This window comes from Streptomyces sp. NPDC045778, from assembly GCF_056431945.1.
In genome coordinates this window covers 48,394-61,490 of the sequence record NZ_JBWKJZ010000003.1, presented here as the reverse complement: position 1 = coordinate 61,490, position 13,097 = coordinate 48,394, and the positions used below count along the sequence as shown (strand labels likewise).

Sequence of the window (13,097 nt, the reverse complement as noted above, 5' to 3'; positions counted from 1 at the left end):
TCACCCGGGCGCAGGACGCGCCGCCCCGGCCCCGCCGGAAGAGTGGAGAGCGACCAGTGACGTGATCCCGCCCCCTCGGCGGCGGGCGGCGAAAGGAGCCCGCGATGGGCGGCAACGCGACAGGGGGTGCCCGGGGCGGCGGCAGGCGGCCGTCCGGGGCGGGGTTCGACCGGCACGGCCCGCGCCGCCGCGCCGCGTTCGGCGCGGCGGGGTGCGCCGTGCTCGTGGCGGCGCTGCTCAGCCCGGGGTACGCCGGGGCTGCGGCGCCTCCCGCCCCGGCTCTCCACGCGCCCGAGGGCACGGCCCTGCTGCCCAACCTCGACGACGACACGCGCCGCTGCCGCCTTCGCCCCGGCGACCTCGACCGCCTCGACGTGGCCGTGGACCGGCGGCTCGCCGCGTGCCACGACGCGGCCGACGAGGTCGTCAACGGCCCCGAGGACCTGAAGGACTTGACGCCGGTGCGGGTACGCCCGACCCGGGCGGCCGGGGACGCGGGCGGCCGCGTCTCCGTGCCCGCGGCGCAGCGTCCGTACGTACGTATCTTCGTCGAGCGGGACGGCCGGTACGTGCCGCTCGGCGCCGAAGGGCGCCTGACGGGGCGGGAGGTGCGGCAGGGGGCGCGGCTCGCCGTGGAGGGGCGCGACATCGTGCGCGACACCCGGCGGTGGGACGGCGGGGTCGACCTGACCCTCACCGTGGCGGGCGCGGAGCCCCGGCGCGCCACGCTGACCCTGCGCATGACCCCGGTGCTGCTCCAGCACGACCTCCAGCGCGCGCAGCACGTCTTCGCCGCGGCGCCGGGGCCCGGCGCCCCGGGCAGCGGTCAGCCCGCCGAGGTGCCGGTGCACACGCGCCCGCCCGGCCAGTGGCGGGAGTTCGCCGCTTCGCTGCGGGCGGCGACCCGTGCCGCGGGCCTGCCCGATCGCGAACTGCGCTTCCAGGCGGGCTCGGCGCGGTGGTGGCGGGACATCTGGCGCCAGGACATCGTCGAGCCCGGCTACGTCAGCAAGCCGACGCCCGGCGGCGCCCCGCACACGATGCGCGTCCTGCTGCGCTCCCCCAACCACTGGAAGGCCGACGACGGCCGCAAGGAGAGCCTGCGCCGGGCGGGCCGGCTGCTCTTCCGCGATCTGCGCGGCCCGGGCGTCGGCGTCGTCCAGCAGTACACGACCCGGCGCGGCCCCGGCGTCGACGAACTCCTCAACTTCACCGGCAACATCGAGTCCCTGCCGCCCTACGCGGGACACCCCCGGGGCCGGATCGTCTACGGGGCGACGGCGCGGCGCCACCCCGATCCGTCGTTCACGCGCATGCTCCGCGCCCAGCGGCAGCAGGAGCCGGTCGTCCTCGACACCTCCTGGCTGATCGCCGGGCACGCCGACGAGACCGTGCACGTCGTCCGGGCCGACAACGCGCGCGGCTGGACGCTAGCCGTGTCCGACCCGCGCGGCGCGCTCGGCCTGCTCCGCGAGGCGCGGCGCGCGGGTGCGGGCGGGCAGCGCCTGTTCGCGGACACGGTCGCGCCGGACAAGCCGACCGTCGACGAGTTGCTGCGCCACGAGGCCGCCGAGGGAGACAACGCCGACGCGGCCCGGCACATCGACGGGCAGCTGAAGGTGCTCCTGCGCGAGACCGGCCTGCGCGCGGACGAACTCGTCCGCCTTCCCGTGCTGTACGCCCGCGTCGAGTCCCGGCCCGGCGGGCCGCGCCGCCACATCGCCTTCTCCCCCGCGCTCGCCAACGGCCTGTCCCTGACCGCCCACGACTACGCCGCGCCCCTCCCGCACGGGCCGAAGGTGCGCGGGCGCGACCTGTTCCGCGACGCGGCCGAGCGCGCCCTGACGGCGAGCGGCGTGCGCGTGCGCTGGGTGGAGAACTTCTCCTGGGCGCATCTGAGCCTGGGCGAGGTGCACTGCGCGACCAACGCGCTGCGGGAGATCGGCCCGCCGCCCGCGCGCTGAAGCGCGGGCGTCGAGGTCCCTGGGGCGCGGGTGTCGTCGTTCTCGGCGGCCGGGTGCCGAGGCCCCTATAGGGCACAGCCGCCCGGCTGCCAAGCGATCGACCGATTCATCATGCTCTCGCGTGACACGGCTGACCCCGCGGGCCGTATCTCGGGACAATGGCCCCCATGTCTGACGACTGGAAGCGGCAGATCGACGCGCTCCACTCCGACCTCGTCCGCCGCGACGACCCGGCGGCGTGGGTCAGCGAGGCCGACGCCCTCGACGCCTCGTACCTCTACCCCCATCTCGCCGTGCGCGGCCCGGTGTTCGGGCTCGCCGCGCGCGATCCGGGCGACGAGGCGGACTGGCGCCTGCTCAACGACGTCATGGACGGCACCCCGCAGCAGGCCCGCGACGGCCTGAACTCCCTGCTGTGGTTCCGGGCCAAGGACAGCGCGGACGGCCGCGCCGAGCGCCGGGCCCTGCTGGCCGCCGTGGCCCGCCTGGAGCGGGAGCGGGTCAACGAGGTCACCGTGCTCGGCACCCGCTACCGCGTCGTGCGCGGCGAGGAGTTCGCGCGCGCCGGCGACGACGGCCTCGAACCGCCGCGCCCCACCGACCCCGAGCCCGCCGTCCCCTCGTGGGACGAGCGGCCCTCACCGCCCTCCCACGACGCGGGCTTCGCGCTCGTTCCGGGCCGCGACAGCGGCGTCATGGCGGGCGCGCTGCGGCTCGCGCTGCGCGGCTTCACGTACGTGGGTGACGACTACCCCGCCGCGTTCCGCGAGGACGCCCGGCGGGCCGTGCGGGACTATCCGGAAGTGGTGCTCCTGCCGGTCAGCTTCGGGGTCGCGGAGCGGCGCGGCGAGCGCTGGCGGCCACGCGGCGCCCTGATGCCGACCCCGCACGACGCCCGCCGCCTGCTCGTCCACGGCCTGACCGAGTTCTGGCCGCTCCTGTACGACCTCGACGACGCCGAGCGCGCCGAATTCGCCCGCGCCGCCGAGGGGTTCAAGACGGCGGGCCGCGCCAACGAGGTCGTCGTACGGGACCAGTGCTTCCGCATCTGCCGCGTGGAGCGCATGGTCCGCGTCGGCCCGGACGGCCCCGAGCCCGCACGCCCCTCGGACGTGGAGACGACGGAGCCGATGAAGCTCCACCCGACGATGGACGAGGACGGGGCCGTCCACTACGACGAGTGACGCGCCACCGGTACGCAGGGCCGCACCACCTCGGATCGAGGGAGGCGCGGCCCCTGTGCGACGATGGCCCCGTGTTGGAGCTAGCGATCCTGGGAAGCCTCGCCGAAGGCCCGCTGCACGGCTATGAGCTGCGGCGACGGGTCGAGCAGCTCTCCGGGCACACCCGGCCGGTCAGCGACGGCAGCCTGTATCCGGCGATCGACCGCTTGGTCAAGCGCGGCCTGCTGGACCGGCACAGCGAGCCGGGCGCGGCGGCCACCCGCCGCCACGTCCTGACCCTCAACGACGCCGGGCGCGCCCACCTTTTGGAGCGCCTGCGCGACCCCGCCCCGCACGAGATCACCGACTCCACGCGGTTCTTCACCGTCCTGGCGTTCCTCTCGCTGCTGCCCGGCAAGGCACAGCAGCACGCGGTCCTGCGGCGGCGCCTGGAGTTCCTGGAGACCCCCGCGAGCTTCTTCTACGAGGGTGACCGCCCACTGCGCGCGGAGGAGGTCGACGACCCCTACCGCCGGGGCATGCTCCTCACCGCGCGGGCCGTCAACCGCGCGGAGGTCGCCTGGCTCCGTGAGGTCCTGGACGCCTGACCCGGCCGCCCCACCGCTCTCACCGGCCCCTCCGGCCGCAGCGTCCGGCCGACCGGACAGGCCGCGGCGCCGGTACGTCCCGCGAGGGCCCGCGGATACCCGGCGGCCGAGCCGGGTAGGGAACCGTGCCTGACGTGCGGCGCACATCGAGGTTGCGGCGGCCGCCCGGGTTCTGGTTGCGTCACGCGGGCGGCCACGAGAACCGCGGCCGGACCGCCTTTTCGCCCTGACGGAGTGCTGATGACCATCGAACCGAGGACGACGACCACCCGCGCCGGGGGCGCCGCGACCACCGCCGCGGCCCGCTGGCTGCGGCGCCCCCAGCCGCGGCCGGGGGCGCGCACCACCCTGGTGTGCTTCCCGCACGCGGGCGGCACCGCGTCCTTCTTCACGCCCTGGGCCCAGCTGGTGCCGTCCCACGTCGAGTTGGTCGCGTTGCAGTACCCGGGCCGGCAGGACCGGCTCGGGGAGCGGCCGATCACCACGATGACCGACCTGGCGAACGCCGTCGCGGAGGTGCTGCGCACCGGCATACGCGCCGACCGCGAGCTGATCCTCTTCGGGCACAGCATGGGCGCCGCGCTCGCCTGGGAGACGGCGCTGCGCCTGGAGGCCGGGACGGGCCCCGTACCGCGGCGGCTCTTCGTCTCCGGGCACGAGGGCCCGCGCCGCAAGCGCCGCGGCACGGTGCACCTGCTGGCGGAGGAGCAGTTCGTGGGCAAGATGAAGGAGCTGGGCGGCACCGACCCGCGGCTCCTCGACGAGCCGGAGCTGCGCGAGATGGTGCTGCCCGCGGTCCGCGCCGACTACCGCCTCATCGAGACCTACCGCCCGGACGTCGACGCCCGGCTCCGCTGCCCGATCGGGGTGTTCACCGGCGACAAGGACGCCGAGGTGACCACGGAGGACGCGGAGGCCTGGCGCGAGGCGAGCCTCGGCGGCGACTTCTTCACGCGGGTGCTGCCCGGCGACCACTTCTACCTCGCGGACCAGGCCGACCGCATCGTCGCCGACATGTTCGGCGCCCGGGCGGGCGCCGAACACGGCGAGAGCTGAGCGGCGGTTCAGACCGCGGCGCGCTCCGGAGCCTGCGACTCCGACTCCGCCAGCTTCGTCAGGGCGCTCGCCCGGGGCGCGTGCGCCGCCCGCAGGCCGACCAGGGCGACCACCACGACCAGGAGGAACGCTCCGCCCGCGATGGCGAAGCTCAGGGTGAACTGGCTCTCCTCGGGCAGTGCGGGCATCCCGGCGGGCAGCTCGATCGTCTTCGACGCGAGGAGCGTGGTGATCATCGCGCTCGCGACGGCGCTGCCCACCGAGCGGGAGATGGAGTTGATGCCGTTGGCGATGCCCGTCTGGTGCGCCGGGACGCTGGCGACGATGAGCGCGGGCATGGAGGCGTAGCCGAAGCTGATCGCCAGGCCGACGACCATGCCCGCGCCGATCACGGAGGCGCTGGTGTCGTGCGCCAGGGTCAGCCAGGCGAAGCCGAGCACGCCGAAGGCCGCGCCGACGGCGAGCGTGACCCGCGCCCCGATCCGGCGCACCAGGACGCCGCCGAACTGGGCGCCGACCAGGGAGACGAGCGTGGTCGGCAGCAGGTACACGACGGAGGCGCCGAGCACGGAGGCGCCGAAGCCGTAGCCGGCCACGTCCTCGGGCATCTGCACGAGGTACGAGACGCCGATGAACTGGGCGAACATCGCGAAGCCGAGCAGCAGACCCGCCAGGTTGGTGAAGAGCACCGGGCGGTGCGTGAACATCTTCATGTCCACCATGGGCTCCTTGACCCGGCTCTCGGTGAGGACCCACACGCCCGCCATCACGACCGCGCCGGCGAAGGCGCCGAGCGTGCGGCCCGAGGCCCAGCCCCACTCGTGGCCCTGCGAGATCGGCAGGAGCAGCAGGACGAGGAGCAGCGCCAGGGTGAGCGCGCCCAGCCAGTCGGTCCTGCCGCCCGTCTTGGAGCGGGAGGCGGGCACGACGAAGAGCACGCCGACGAGCGCCACCACGGCGAGGACGACCGCGAGCCAGAAGACCCGGTGGTAGTCGGGGTCGTCCCCCTGGGTGAGGAGACCCGCGCCGACCAGGGCGAGACCGCTGCCGAACGCGAGCGTGCCGCTGACCAGGGCCATCGCCCCGTGCAGCTTCTCCGGCCTGATCTCCTCGCGCAGCACGGACAGGGCGAGCGGGAAGATCGCGGTCGCCGCTCCCTGCATCACGCGGCCGACGATCAGCCAGGTCAGCGAGGTCGTGGTGGCGGCGAGCACCGAGCCCGCGATCATCACGAGGAGCACGCCCACGAGCGTGGGCTTCTTGCCGTGCTGGTCGCCGAAGCGGCCGAGGAGCGGGGTGAAGACGGCGGCCGACAGGAGGGTGGCCGTGGTCACCCAGCTGACGTTGGCCGTGGTGGCGTCCAGGTCGTTCTGGATGATCGACAGGATCGGGACGACCAGGGTCTGCATCATCGATACGACCATGGCGGCGAGCCCGAGGACCAGGACCAGCGAGGTCTGCCCCGAGGGCCGTGAGGTCGCCGTGTGCGGTGCGTGAGACACGGAATTTCTTCCCAACTGCTTAAGAACCTAGAAACTTGAGAACCTCAAGCAACCGCATCACTGTAGGGGCCATTGTTTGAGATGGTCAAGTTTTAGGGCGTAAGGTGGACCCCATGCCAGAAACTCCACGCGTCGGCACCGGCCAGCTGATGGAGCTGCTCTCGGTGTCGCTCGGCGCCTACTACGGCGACTTCACGGCCGCGGCCGCCCGCGAGAACCTCACGGCCAGCCAGGGCAAGACCCTGAGTGTGCTGCGCCGCGGCCCCGCCGCGATGCGCGTCCTCGCCGGGACGCTGGCCTGTGACGCGTCCAACATGACGGGGATCATCGACCGCCTGGAGAAGCGCGACCTCGTCCGCCGCGAGCCCAGCCCCGGCGACCGCCGCGTGAAGAACGTCGTCCTCACCGCCGAGGGCGAGCGCGTCATCGACGCGATCCGCGCGAACATGCGCACCACCCTGGCGGGCCTGGACGCCCTCGACGACGAGGAGCGCACCGCCCTGCACGACCTCTTGAGCCGCGTCTTCACCACCGGGCCCGCCGACGCGTCCTAGCTCCGGGGGCGCGGAGCGGGCCGGCGGCCCCGGCGCGCGGCCGGGCATCCGCGGCAGTCTTTGGGTGTAGACGGCAGGTGTGCTGGTGACTCGTGGCTCAGGGTTGGGACAACAGCCCTGTGGCCCGTTGCAGCTGCGGCTGCAACGGACCGCACTTGTCTGTGCGCGCCGAAGCGGGGCAGGCGTGAGAAGGAAGGCTGTCCACGTCCCTGCGACCCCGTTGGACCCGACATGTCGTCTTGCGAGCGTTGGTCGTCCGCCGGCCCGCCGGCCGATGAGGAGATCACGCGGCTGCGGGAGGAGAACCGACAGCTGCGGCAGGCCATCGGCTCCCACGCGGTGGTCGACCAGGCACTCGGCGTCCTGGCCGCCGTGCACCGCCTGGCACCCGAGGCCGGCTGGGAGGTGCTGCGGGAGACATCACAGCACCTGAACGTCAAACTGCGCCTCATCGCGGAAGCGGTCCTCGACGCCGCCATCGGCCGACCACTGCCCGGGCCCGTGCGGCGCGAACTCGACGCTGCGGTACGGCGGAGGCGGAACCGGCTGTCGGCCTGAGCGCGCGGACGGGACGCGGGCCCTTGGCACCCGCGAGGGCCCCGCGTCCCCGAGCTGCCGAGGGGCCCGTACGCGTCCGTCCACCCGGCCAGGCGCCCCGCCCGGCCTCCCGCGTCAGCCGGCGGCCGTGGCCAGGTGATCGGTGAGGGTGCGCAGCGCCTCCCGGGACGGCGATCCCGACTCGGCCACGAAGGTGACCAGGGCCTGGTCGGGCTCGCCGGGCAGATGCAGCGTCTCGCGGTTCAGGGTCAGCTCGCCCGCCACGGGATGGCGTACCCGCTGCACGTCGTGGGCGTGCTCGCGCACCTGATGCTCGGCCCACAGGCGGCGGAAGTCGTCGCTGCGCACGGACAGTTCGGCGAGCAGCGTGCACAGCCGGTCGTCGCAGGGGAAGCGCCCCAGGTCCATGCGCAGCGCCGCGACGGTGTCACGGGCGACCTCCTCCCAGTCGGGGTACAGCTCTCGCACGCCGGGGTGGAGGAAGTGGAGCCAGGCCACGTTGCGCTGCGCGGCGGGCAGGGCGTCGAAGTCGACGAACAGGCTGCGGGCCGGGCGGTTGGCGGCCAGGACGTCGAGCCTGCGGCCCAGGACGTAGGCGGGGACGTCGCCGACCGCGTCCAGGAGGATGCGCAGCCCTTCACGTACCGGCTGCGGTGCGGGCGCGGCCCGGTCCGGGGCGCCGTCGCGCAGCGCCCGCGTCAGATGGCCGAGGTGCGCGCGCTCGGCGGCGTCGAGCCGGAGCGTACGGGCGACGGCGTCCAGGACCTGGTCGGAGACGTTGAGGGAGCGGCCCTGTTCGAGCCGTATGTAGTAGTCGACGCTCACCCCGGCCCGTTCGGCCAGCTCCTCCCGGCGCAGGCCGGGGACGCGGCGGCGCCCGCCCAGCGGCCGCAGGCCGACGTCCTCCGGTCGTACGCGGGCTCGACGGGACTGGAGGAAAGCGGCCAGTTCGGTACGGAAATCCATGCCTCAAGTGTCGGTCAAGCCTGGTACTGCCAGACCCAGGGTCGGGCAGAGCCCTGGGTCGCCTTCGATCCCTCCGTCAGAGTCGGGTGAGCAAGACACCGCACGACCCTTTCCCGGAGATCACAGTGACCACAGCAGCAACGCAGCCCCACTCCTCCCTCCGCCCCCTCGCCGGCCGGGTGGCCGTCGTGACGGGAGCCTCCAGCGGCATCGGGGAGGCCACCGCCCGTCTGCTGGCCGAACAGGGCGCCCGCGTCGCGCTCCTTGCGCGGCGGGCCGAGCGTCTGACCGACCATGTGGCGCGGATCGAGACCGCGGGCGGCCACGCCCTCGCGGTGCCCGCGGACGTCACCGACCCCGCCTCGCTCGCGGCGGCCGCCGACCTGGTGCGCGAGCGCCTCGGCCGCGTCGACCTGGTGGTCAACAACGCGGGCCTCGCGCTCCCCGACCTGCTGGGCCGGAGCGACGAGAAGAACTGGCAGCGCATGATCGAGGTGAACGTCTCCGGCGCGCTCGCCGTCGTGTCCACCTTCACGCCGGACCTGATCGCGGCCGCCGCCGAGCGCGGCCACGCGGACCTGGTCAACGTCTCGTCCGCGGCCGCGCAGATCGTCCTGCCCGGCTTCGCCGGTTACGCCGCGAGCAAGGCCGCCGTCAGCCACTTCTCGCGGAACCTGCGCGCCGAGCTGAGCCCGCACCACGTGCGGGTCACCACGATCGAGCCGGGGACCGTCGACACCGAGCTGCGCGAGCACATCGGCGACCCGGCGATCAGCGCGGCGGTCCAGGAGGCCGTGGGCTCCCTGGGGGAACTCCCCAGCGGCACCGATGTCGCCGAGGTGATCGCCTTCGCGGCGAGCCGGCCCCGCCACGTCAACCTCTCGCTGCTCACGGTGCTGCCGACGCGGGAGGCGTGAGGACGGGCCCGGGCGGTGAAGGCAAACCCTTCCCCGCTCTCCGTGCCCACCGTCGTCCTCTCCAGGACCCGCGCGGTCCGGTGAGGTGTTCAACTCGGTGCCCGGGCACCGCCTTTCCGTGGCTGGGGCGAGCGCGCCGACGGCACCCGGCTCGCCCCGTGCCGCCGACTACGACGGCGTCGGCGCGGCCGTCGACCTCCTCGCCCGGGCGGTGGCCACCGGGAGGAACGCGGTCACGCTCACCGCGAGCGCCGGCGCGGGACTGCCGCCCACCGCCGGGCATATGCACTCGACCCGCCCGCAGTACGGGCAGACAGGAACCATGGTTGTCATGCCTTGCACTATGCCCTCCTGAAGTCAAGATTCCGTTAGAACCCGATGATTATCGGCTAGCTCACAGGGGACACCGGCTCCGCGCGGGGCGGGTACGGTGACCGTGTGGCTGAGTCGTGGTGCGAGACGGACCCGGGTGTACTCCGGTTGCCCTCGGGGCGTTCGGTGCGCGGGCGCGGCCTGCGGCGGCCGTTGCCCGAGGGGCCCGAGCCGATGTTCGGCGTGTATCTCCTGGGCAGGCCCGCGCCGGCGGTCGCCTGGGACGCGCGGTGGCTGCGCTGGCCCGACTTCCGGCTGCCGGCGGACCGTGAGGAGGCGCGGCGGCTGCTCGGCGAGGCGTGGGCGCGTGCCGCCACCGAGCGCGTGGAGGTCGCGTGCGGCGGCGGTATCGGCAGGACCGGCACGGCGCTCGCGTGCCTGGCCGTGCTCGACGGCGTCCCCGCGGACGAAGCCGTCGGGTACGTCCGCGCGCGCTACCACCGCCGCGCGGTGGAGACCCCGTGGCAGCGCCGCTTCGTCCGGTCCTTCGGCGCGTCCTAGCCCCACGACGGCACGGCCGCGGTGAACTCGGCGGGTCCGCACGGCACTTCCGGCTGAGCTGAAGACCGTGGTCCACCGCTTGCGCCGGGCGCGGGGGCGGATCGCCGGAGGGATCAGGACGATCGAGGAGGGGCGGGACCGCGAGGAGGTGGTCGCGCAACTCGCCGCCGCGTCCCAGGCGTTGGACAAGGCGGGCTTCGCGATCATCGCGACGGGGCTCCGGCGCTGCCTCGCGGACGCGGGCCTCGCGGAGGGCCAGGGGGACAGGGACCGGGTGCGCGCCCGCCTGGAGAAGCTGTTCCTGTCACTCGCCTGAGCGCGCGCGTGTTCCCGGTGCGACCGTGCGCACGCTCGTACGCCCCGCGTGGCGCTCATCGTCGTACGGCGACGTCGAGGAGCATCCCGGCCGCCACCGCGAGCAGCACGCAGGCGAAGGCCTGCCGCAGGCGGGGGCCGGAGACCCGGGCCGCGAGGCGCTTGCCGTCCCAGGCGCCGAGGACCGCCGCAGCGGTGAACGGCGCGATCACCGACCAGTCGAGGCCCGCCGTGGTGCTGCCGCGAGTGGCCAGCGAGGCGAGGGAGTTGGCCGCGATGACGAGCAGGCTGGTGCCGGTCGCCTCCCGCGTCTCGAAGGCGAGGACGGTGACCAGGGCGGGCACCACGAGGAACCCGCCGCCCACCCCGAGCAGCCCGGTCAGCGCGCCGAGCGCGGCCCCGGCCCCCGCCACCGGGCCCGGGCGCACCACGCCCGTCCCCCGCGCTGCGGCTCGCCCGGGCCACAGCATCCGCAGGGCTGCGACGGCGGCGAACGCGGCGGTGAGGACCGGCTGCGGCAGCCGTCCCGCCGCCGCGCCCGCCGCCGCGGCGGGCGGGATGCCCGCCCCGGCGAACAGGGCCCCCGCGCGCCGGCGGACGTGGCCCGCCCGGGCGTGGGCGTACAGGGCGCTCGACGAGGTGACGGCGACGATCAGCAGGCTCGCGGTCGTGGCGGCGGCCGGGGTGAAGCCCAGCGGGTAGATCAGCGCGGGGACCGCGAGGACGCTGCCCCCGCCGCCGAGGGCGCCGAGCGCCAGGCCGACCACGGCTCCGGCGGCCAGGGCGAGGACGAGCGCGCTCATCGGCGGGTCAGTCCGGCCGACGGAGGGTGAGGCCCGCCTTCTCCGCCGCGGCGAAGCTGTCGTCGACGACGACCACGTCCCGCCCCGCGGCGTCGAGCAGGGAGGCCCCGATCGTCGCGCGCGTACCGCTGGCGCAGTGCACCCACACCACGCCGTCCGGCACCTCGCGCAGACGGTCGCGCAGTTCGTGGACGGGGATGTGCACGGAAGCGTCCACACGGGCCTCGCGGCGCTCGGTGGCGCGGCGCACGTCGAGCACGACCACGTCGCCGCGCCCGGCGCGGGCCGCGGCGAGGTCCGCGAAGGTGGCGCACGCGCCGGCCGCGAGGCGCTCGCCCGGGCCCACCCAGGAGCGCGGGTCCCCGGTCGCGGCGGCGGCCGGGCGCTCGATGCCGACGCGCACCAGCTCCCGCTGGGCGTGGGCGAGTTGCCCGGCGGACTCGGCGAGCAGGGTGACGGGCTTGCGCCACGGCAGCAGCCACGCCAGATAGGTGGCGAGCTGCCCTTCGGCCTCGACGTTGACGGACCCCGGCACGTGCCCGGCGGCGAAGGCCGCGCGGTGGCGCAGGTCCACCACCCACTCCCCCGCGGCGAGGCGCGCGGCGATCCGGTCGGCGGTCGCGGGCTCCGGCGGGGTCAGGTCGACGGGTGCGGGCCCCGCGGCGTTGACCGGGCCCATGTGGGCGTAGTACGCGGGGACGTCGTCGAGCCCGGCGAGCAGTTCGGCGACGAACGTGTCCACGTCCTGGGTCAGGGCGGCGTTGCCCGCCCGTTCGGCGCCGACGGTGGTCTCCTCGCCCGTCGCCCGGCCGGACGCGCAGAAGCTGCCGAAGCCGTGCGTGGGCAGGAGCCGCACCGCGTCGTCGAGCGTGTCCGCGAGCCGGTGCGCGGACACGTGCTGGGCGCGGGCCAGGCGCTCGGTGAGCCGTGGCTCGACGAGGTCGGGCCGCCCCACCGCGCCGATCAGGAGCGAGCCGCCGGTGAACGCCGCGACCGCGCGGCCGCCCTCCTCCATGACGTACGCCGTGTGGTGCGGGGTGTGGCCGGGCGTGGCGAGGGCGCGCAGCACCAGGCCCTCGTCCACGGTGACCGTGTCGCCGTCGGCGACGGGGGTGCGCGGGAACGCCACCGCGGCCCCGGCCGGGACCAGGTAGCGGGCGCCGGTGACGCGGGCCAGCTCCAGGCCGCCGCTCACGTAGTCGTTGTGGACGTGGGTCTCCGCGACGTACGCGATCCGCACGCCGCGGCGGGCCGCCGCGGCGATGACCTGGTCGATGTCGCGCGGCGGGTCGATCACGACGGCCGTGCGGGGGCCCGCGGCCAGATAGCTGTGGTTGCCCAGGACCGGGAACTCCAGGGTGTCGACGACGAACACGGCGGCTCCTCCCCATGCGGCGGCGGATACTCGCCGCATACCCAGGGGGGTATTTCCGACTCCGGCCGCCGCTCAGGTTGGCGCGGTTCTTTCCCCGCGCCGCGCCCCGGATTGCACGTCGAGGCGCGCCCCCGGGTCGCACTTCGTGGCGCGCCCCGAAGCGCACCCCCGAGTGCACGCCGTGGCGCACTCCGGAGCACACCGCGGGCCGCGCGCGCCGGTTCCGTGTACGGCGAAGAGCGGTCGTCCGCCACCTCCGCAGTTTCACGCCGCTCCCGCGCGATACCCGTACAGGGAATCCCAACTGCCGCACCGGCCATCGCTGTTGCGCCACGCGAGCGGGCCGGGGCGACGCTCCTCCTTCGGCGGGGCGGCGACCGCCCGCCCGCGCGACGGCTCCGGCGTGCGGTCGTGGAGTCGCCCGACGAATCGACGGACAGGTG

13 protein-coding genes are annotated in these 13,097 nt (G+C 75.0%); 9 read left to right on the top strand and 4 right to left on the bottom strand.

Annotated elements, in window-relative coordinates:
- Positions 1-104 precede the first annotated feature (104 nt).
- From AC07GB_RS04985 to AC07GB_RS04970, 4 genes are all read left to right on the top strand, one after another.
- Positions 105-1,964: a protein-arginine deiminase family protein gene (locus AC07GB_RS04985; RefSeq protein WP_478841827.1), complete on the top strand. Its 1,860-nt coding sequence runs from the start codon at positions 105-107 to the stop codon at positions 1,962-1,964.
- Positions 1,965-2,131: 167 nt separating this feature from the next.
- Entirely contained in the window at positions 2,132-3,148 is a 1,017-nt protein-coding gene (locus AC07GB_RS04980; protein ID WP_478841826.1) for a DUF5954 family protein, read from the top strand.
- A 71-nt stretch (positions 3,149-3,219) separates the two neighbouring features.
- The gene (locus tag AC07GB_RS04975; protein WP_478841825.1) at positions 3,220-3,735 is read left to right on the top strand and encodes a PadR family transcriptional regulator; all 516 of its coding nucleotides are present in this window, start codon (positions 3,220-3,222) and stop codon (positions 3,733-3,735) included.
- Between the two features lie 240 nt (positions 3,736-3,975).
- Positions 3,976-4,791, top strand: a complete 816-nt coding sequence (locus tag AC07GB_RS04970; RefSeq protein WP_478841824.1) for a thioesterase II family protein — start codon at positions 3,976-3,978, stop codon at positions 4,789-4,791.
- 8 nt (positions 4,792-4,799) lie between these two features.
- Here the strand turns inward: AC07GB_RS04970 and AC07GB_RS04965 are convergent, their stop codons facing one another.
- Complete coding sequence (locus tag AC07GB_RS04965) at positions 4,800-6,293, bottom strand: MFS transporter (RefSeq protein ID WP_478841823.1); 1,494 nt, start codon at positions 6,291-6,293, stop codon at positions 4,800-4,802.
- Between the two features lie 113 nt (positions 6,294-6,406).
- Between AC07GB_RS04965 and AC07GB_RS04960 the strand changes: the two genes are divergently transcribed.
- Positions 6,407-6,847 (top strand): MarR family winged helix-turn-helix transcriptional regulator, encoded by a 441-nt coding sequence (locus tag AC07GB_RS04960; protein WP_478841822.1) that lies wholly within the window; start codon positions 6,407-6,409, stop codon positions 6,845-6,847.
- A gap of 231 nt (positions 6,848-7,078) precedes the next feature.
- A complete protein-coding gene (locus tag AC07GB_RS04955) occupies positions 7,079-7,405 on the top strand; it encodes an ANTAR domain-containing protein (RefSeq protein ID WP_478841821.1) in 327 nt (108 codons plus the stop codon).
- Between the two features lie 114 nt (positions 7,406-7,519).
- Here AC07GB_RS04955 and AC07GB_RS04950 read toward each other — a convergent pair whose 3' ends face one another.
- On the bottom strand, positions 7,520-8,371 hold the full coding sequence (locus AC07GB_RS04950; protein WP_478841820.1) for a helix-turn-helix domain-containing protein: 852 nt from the start codon (positions 8,369-8,371) through the stop codon (positions 7,520-7,522).
- Between the two features lie 125 nt (positions 8,372-8,496).
- Here AC07GB_RS04950 and AC07GB_RS04945 point away from each other — a divergent pair, with 125 nt between their 5' ends.
- From AC07GB_RS04945 to AC07GB_RS04935, 3 genes are all read left to right on the top strand, one after another.
- Positions 8,497-9,288 (top strand): SDR family oxidoreductase, encoded by a 792-nt coding sequence (locus tag AC07GB_RS04945; RefSeq protein WP_478841819.1) that lies wholly within the window; start codon positions 8,497-8,499, stop codon positions 9,286-9,288.
- A 438-nt stretch (positions 9,289-9,726) separates the two neighbouring features.
- Entirely contained in the window at positions 9,727-10,161 is a 435-nt protein-coding gene (locus AC07GB_RS04940) for a protein-tyrosine phosphatase family protein (RefSeq protein ID WP_478841818.1), read from the top strand.
- 58 nt (positions 10,162-10,219) lie between these two features.
- On the top strand, positions 10,220-10,477 hold the full coding sequence (locus tag AC07GB_RS04935) for a metal-sensing transcriptional repressor (RefSeq protein WP_478842057.1): 258 nt from the start codon (positions 10,220-10,222) through the stop codon (positions 10,475-10,477).
- 55 nt (positions 10,478-10,532) lie between these two features.
- Here AC07GB_RS04935 and AC07GB_RS04930 read toward each other — a convergent pair whose 3' ends face one another.
- Both AC07GB_RS04930 and AC07GB_RS04925 read right to left on the bottom strand, forming a co-directional pair.
- Positions 10,533-11,279 (bottom strand): sulfite exporter TauE/SafE family protein, encoded by a 747-nt coding sequence (locus AC07GB_RS04930; protein ID WP_478841817.1) that lies wholly within the window; start codon positions 11,277-11,279, stop codon positions 10,533-10,535.
- A gap of 7 nt (positions 11,280-11,286) precedes the next feature.
- Positions 11,287-12,654, bottom strand: coding sequence for an MBL fold metallo-hydrolase (locus AC07GB_RS04925; RefSeq protein WP_478841816.1), 1,368 nt, complete (start codon positions 12,652-12,654; stop codon positions 11,287-11,289).
- Between the last annotated feature and the right edge of the window lie 443 nt (positions 12,655-13,097).

Bases quoted from the DNA above. Each gene is read 5' to 3' on its own strand.
- AC07GB_RS04985 (WP_478841827.1), top strand. From the start codon at position 105: ATGGGCGGCAACGCGACAGGGGGTGCCCGGGGCGGCGGCAGGCGGCCG.
- AC07GB_RS04980 (WP_478841826.1), top strand. From the start codon at position 2,132: ATGTCTGACGACTGGAAGCGGCAGATCGACGCGCTCCACTCCGACCTC.
- AC07GB_RS04970 (WP_478841824.1), top strand. From the start codon at position 3,976: ATGACCATCGAACCGAGGACGACGACCACCCGCGCCGGGGGCGCCGCG.
- AC07GB_RS04960 (WP_478841822.1), top strand. From the start codon at position 6,407: ATGCCAGAAACTCCACGCGTCGGCACCGGCCAGCTGATGGAGCTGCTC.
- AC07GB_RS04955 (WP_478841821.1), top strand. From the start codon at position 7,079: ATGTCGTCTTGCGAGCGTTGGTCGTCCGCCGGCCCGCCGGCCGATGAG.
- AC07GB_RS04950 (WP_478841820.1), bottom strand. From the start codon at position 8,371: ATGGATTTCCGTACCGAACTGGCCGCTTTCCTCCAGTCCCGTCGAGCC.
- AC07GB_RS04930 (WP_478841817.1), bottom strand. From the start codon at position 11,279: ATGAGCGCGCTCGTCCTCGCCCTGGCCGCCGGAGCCGTGGTCGGCCTG.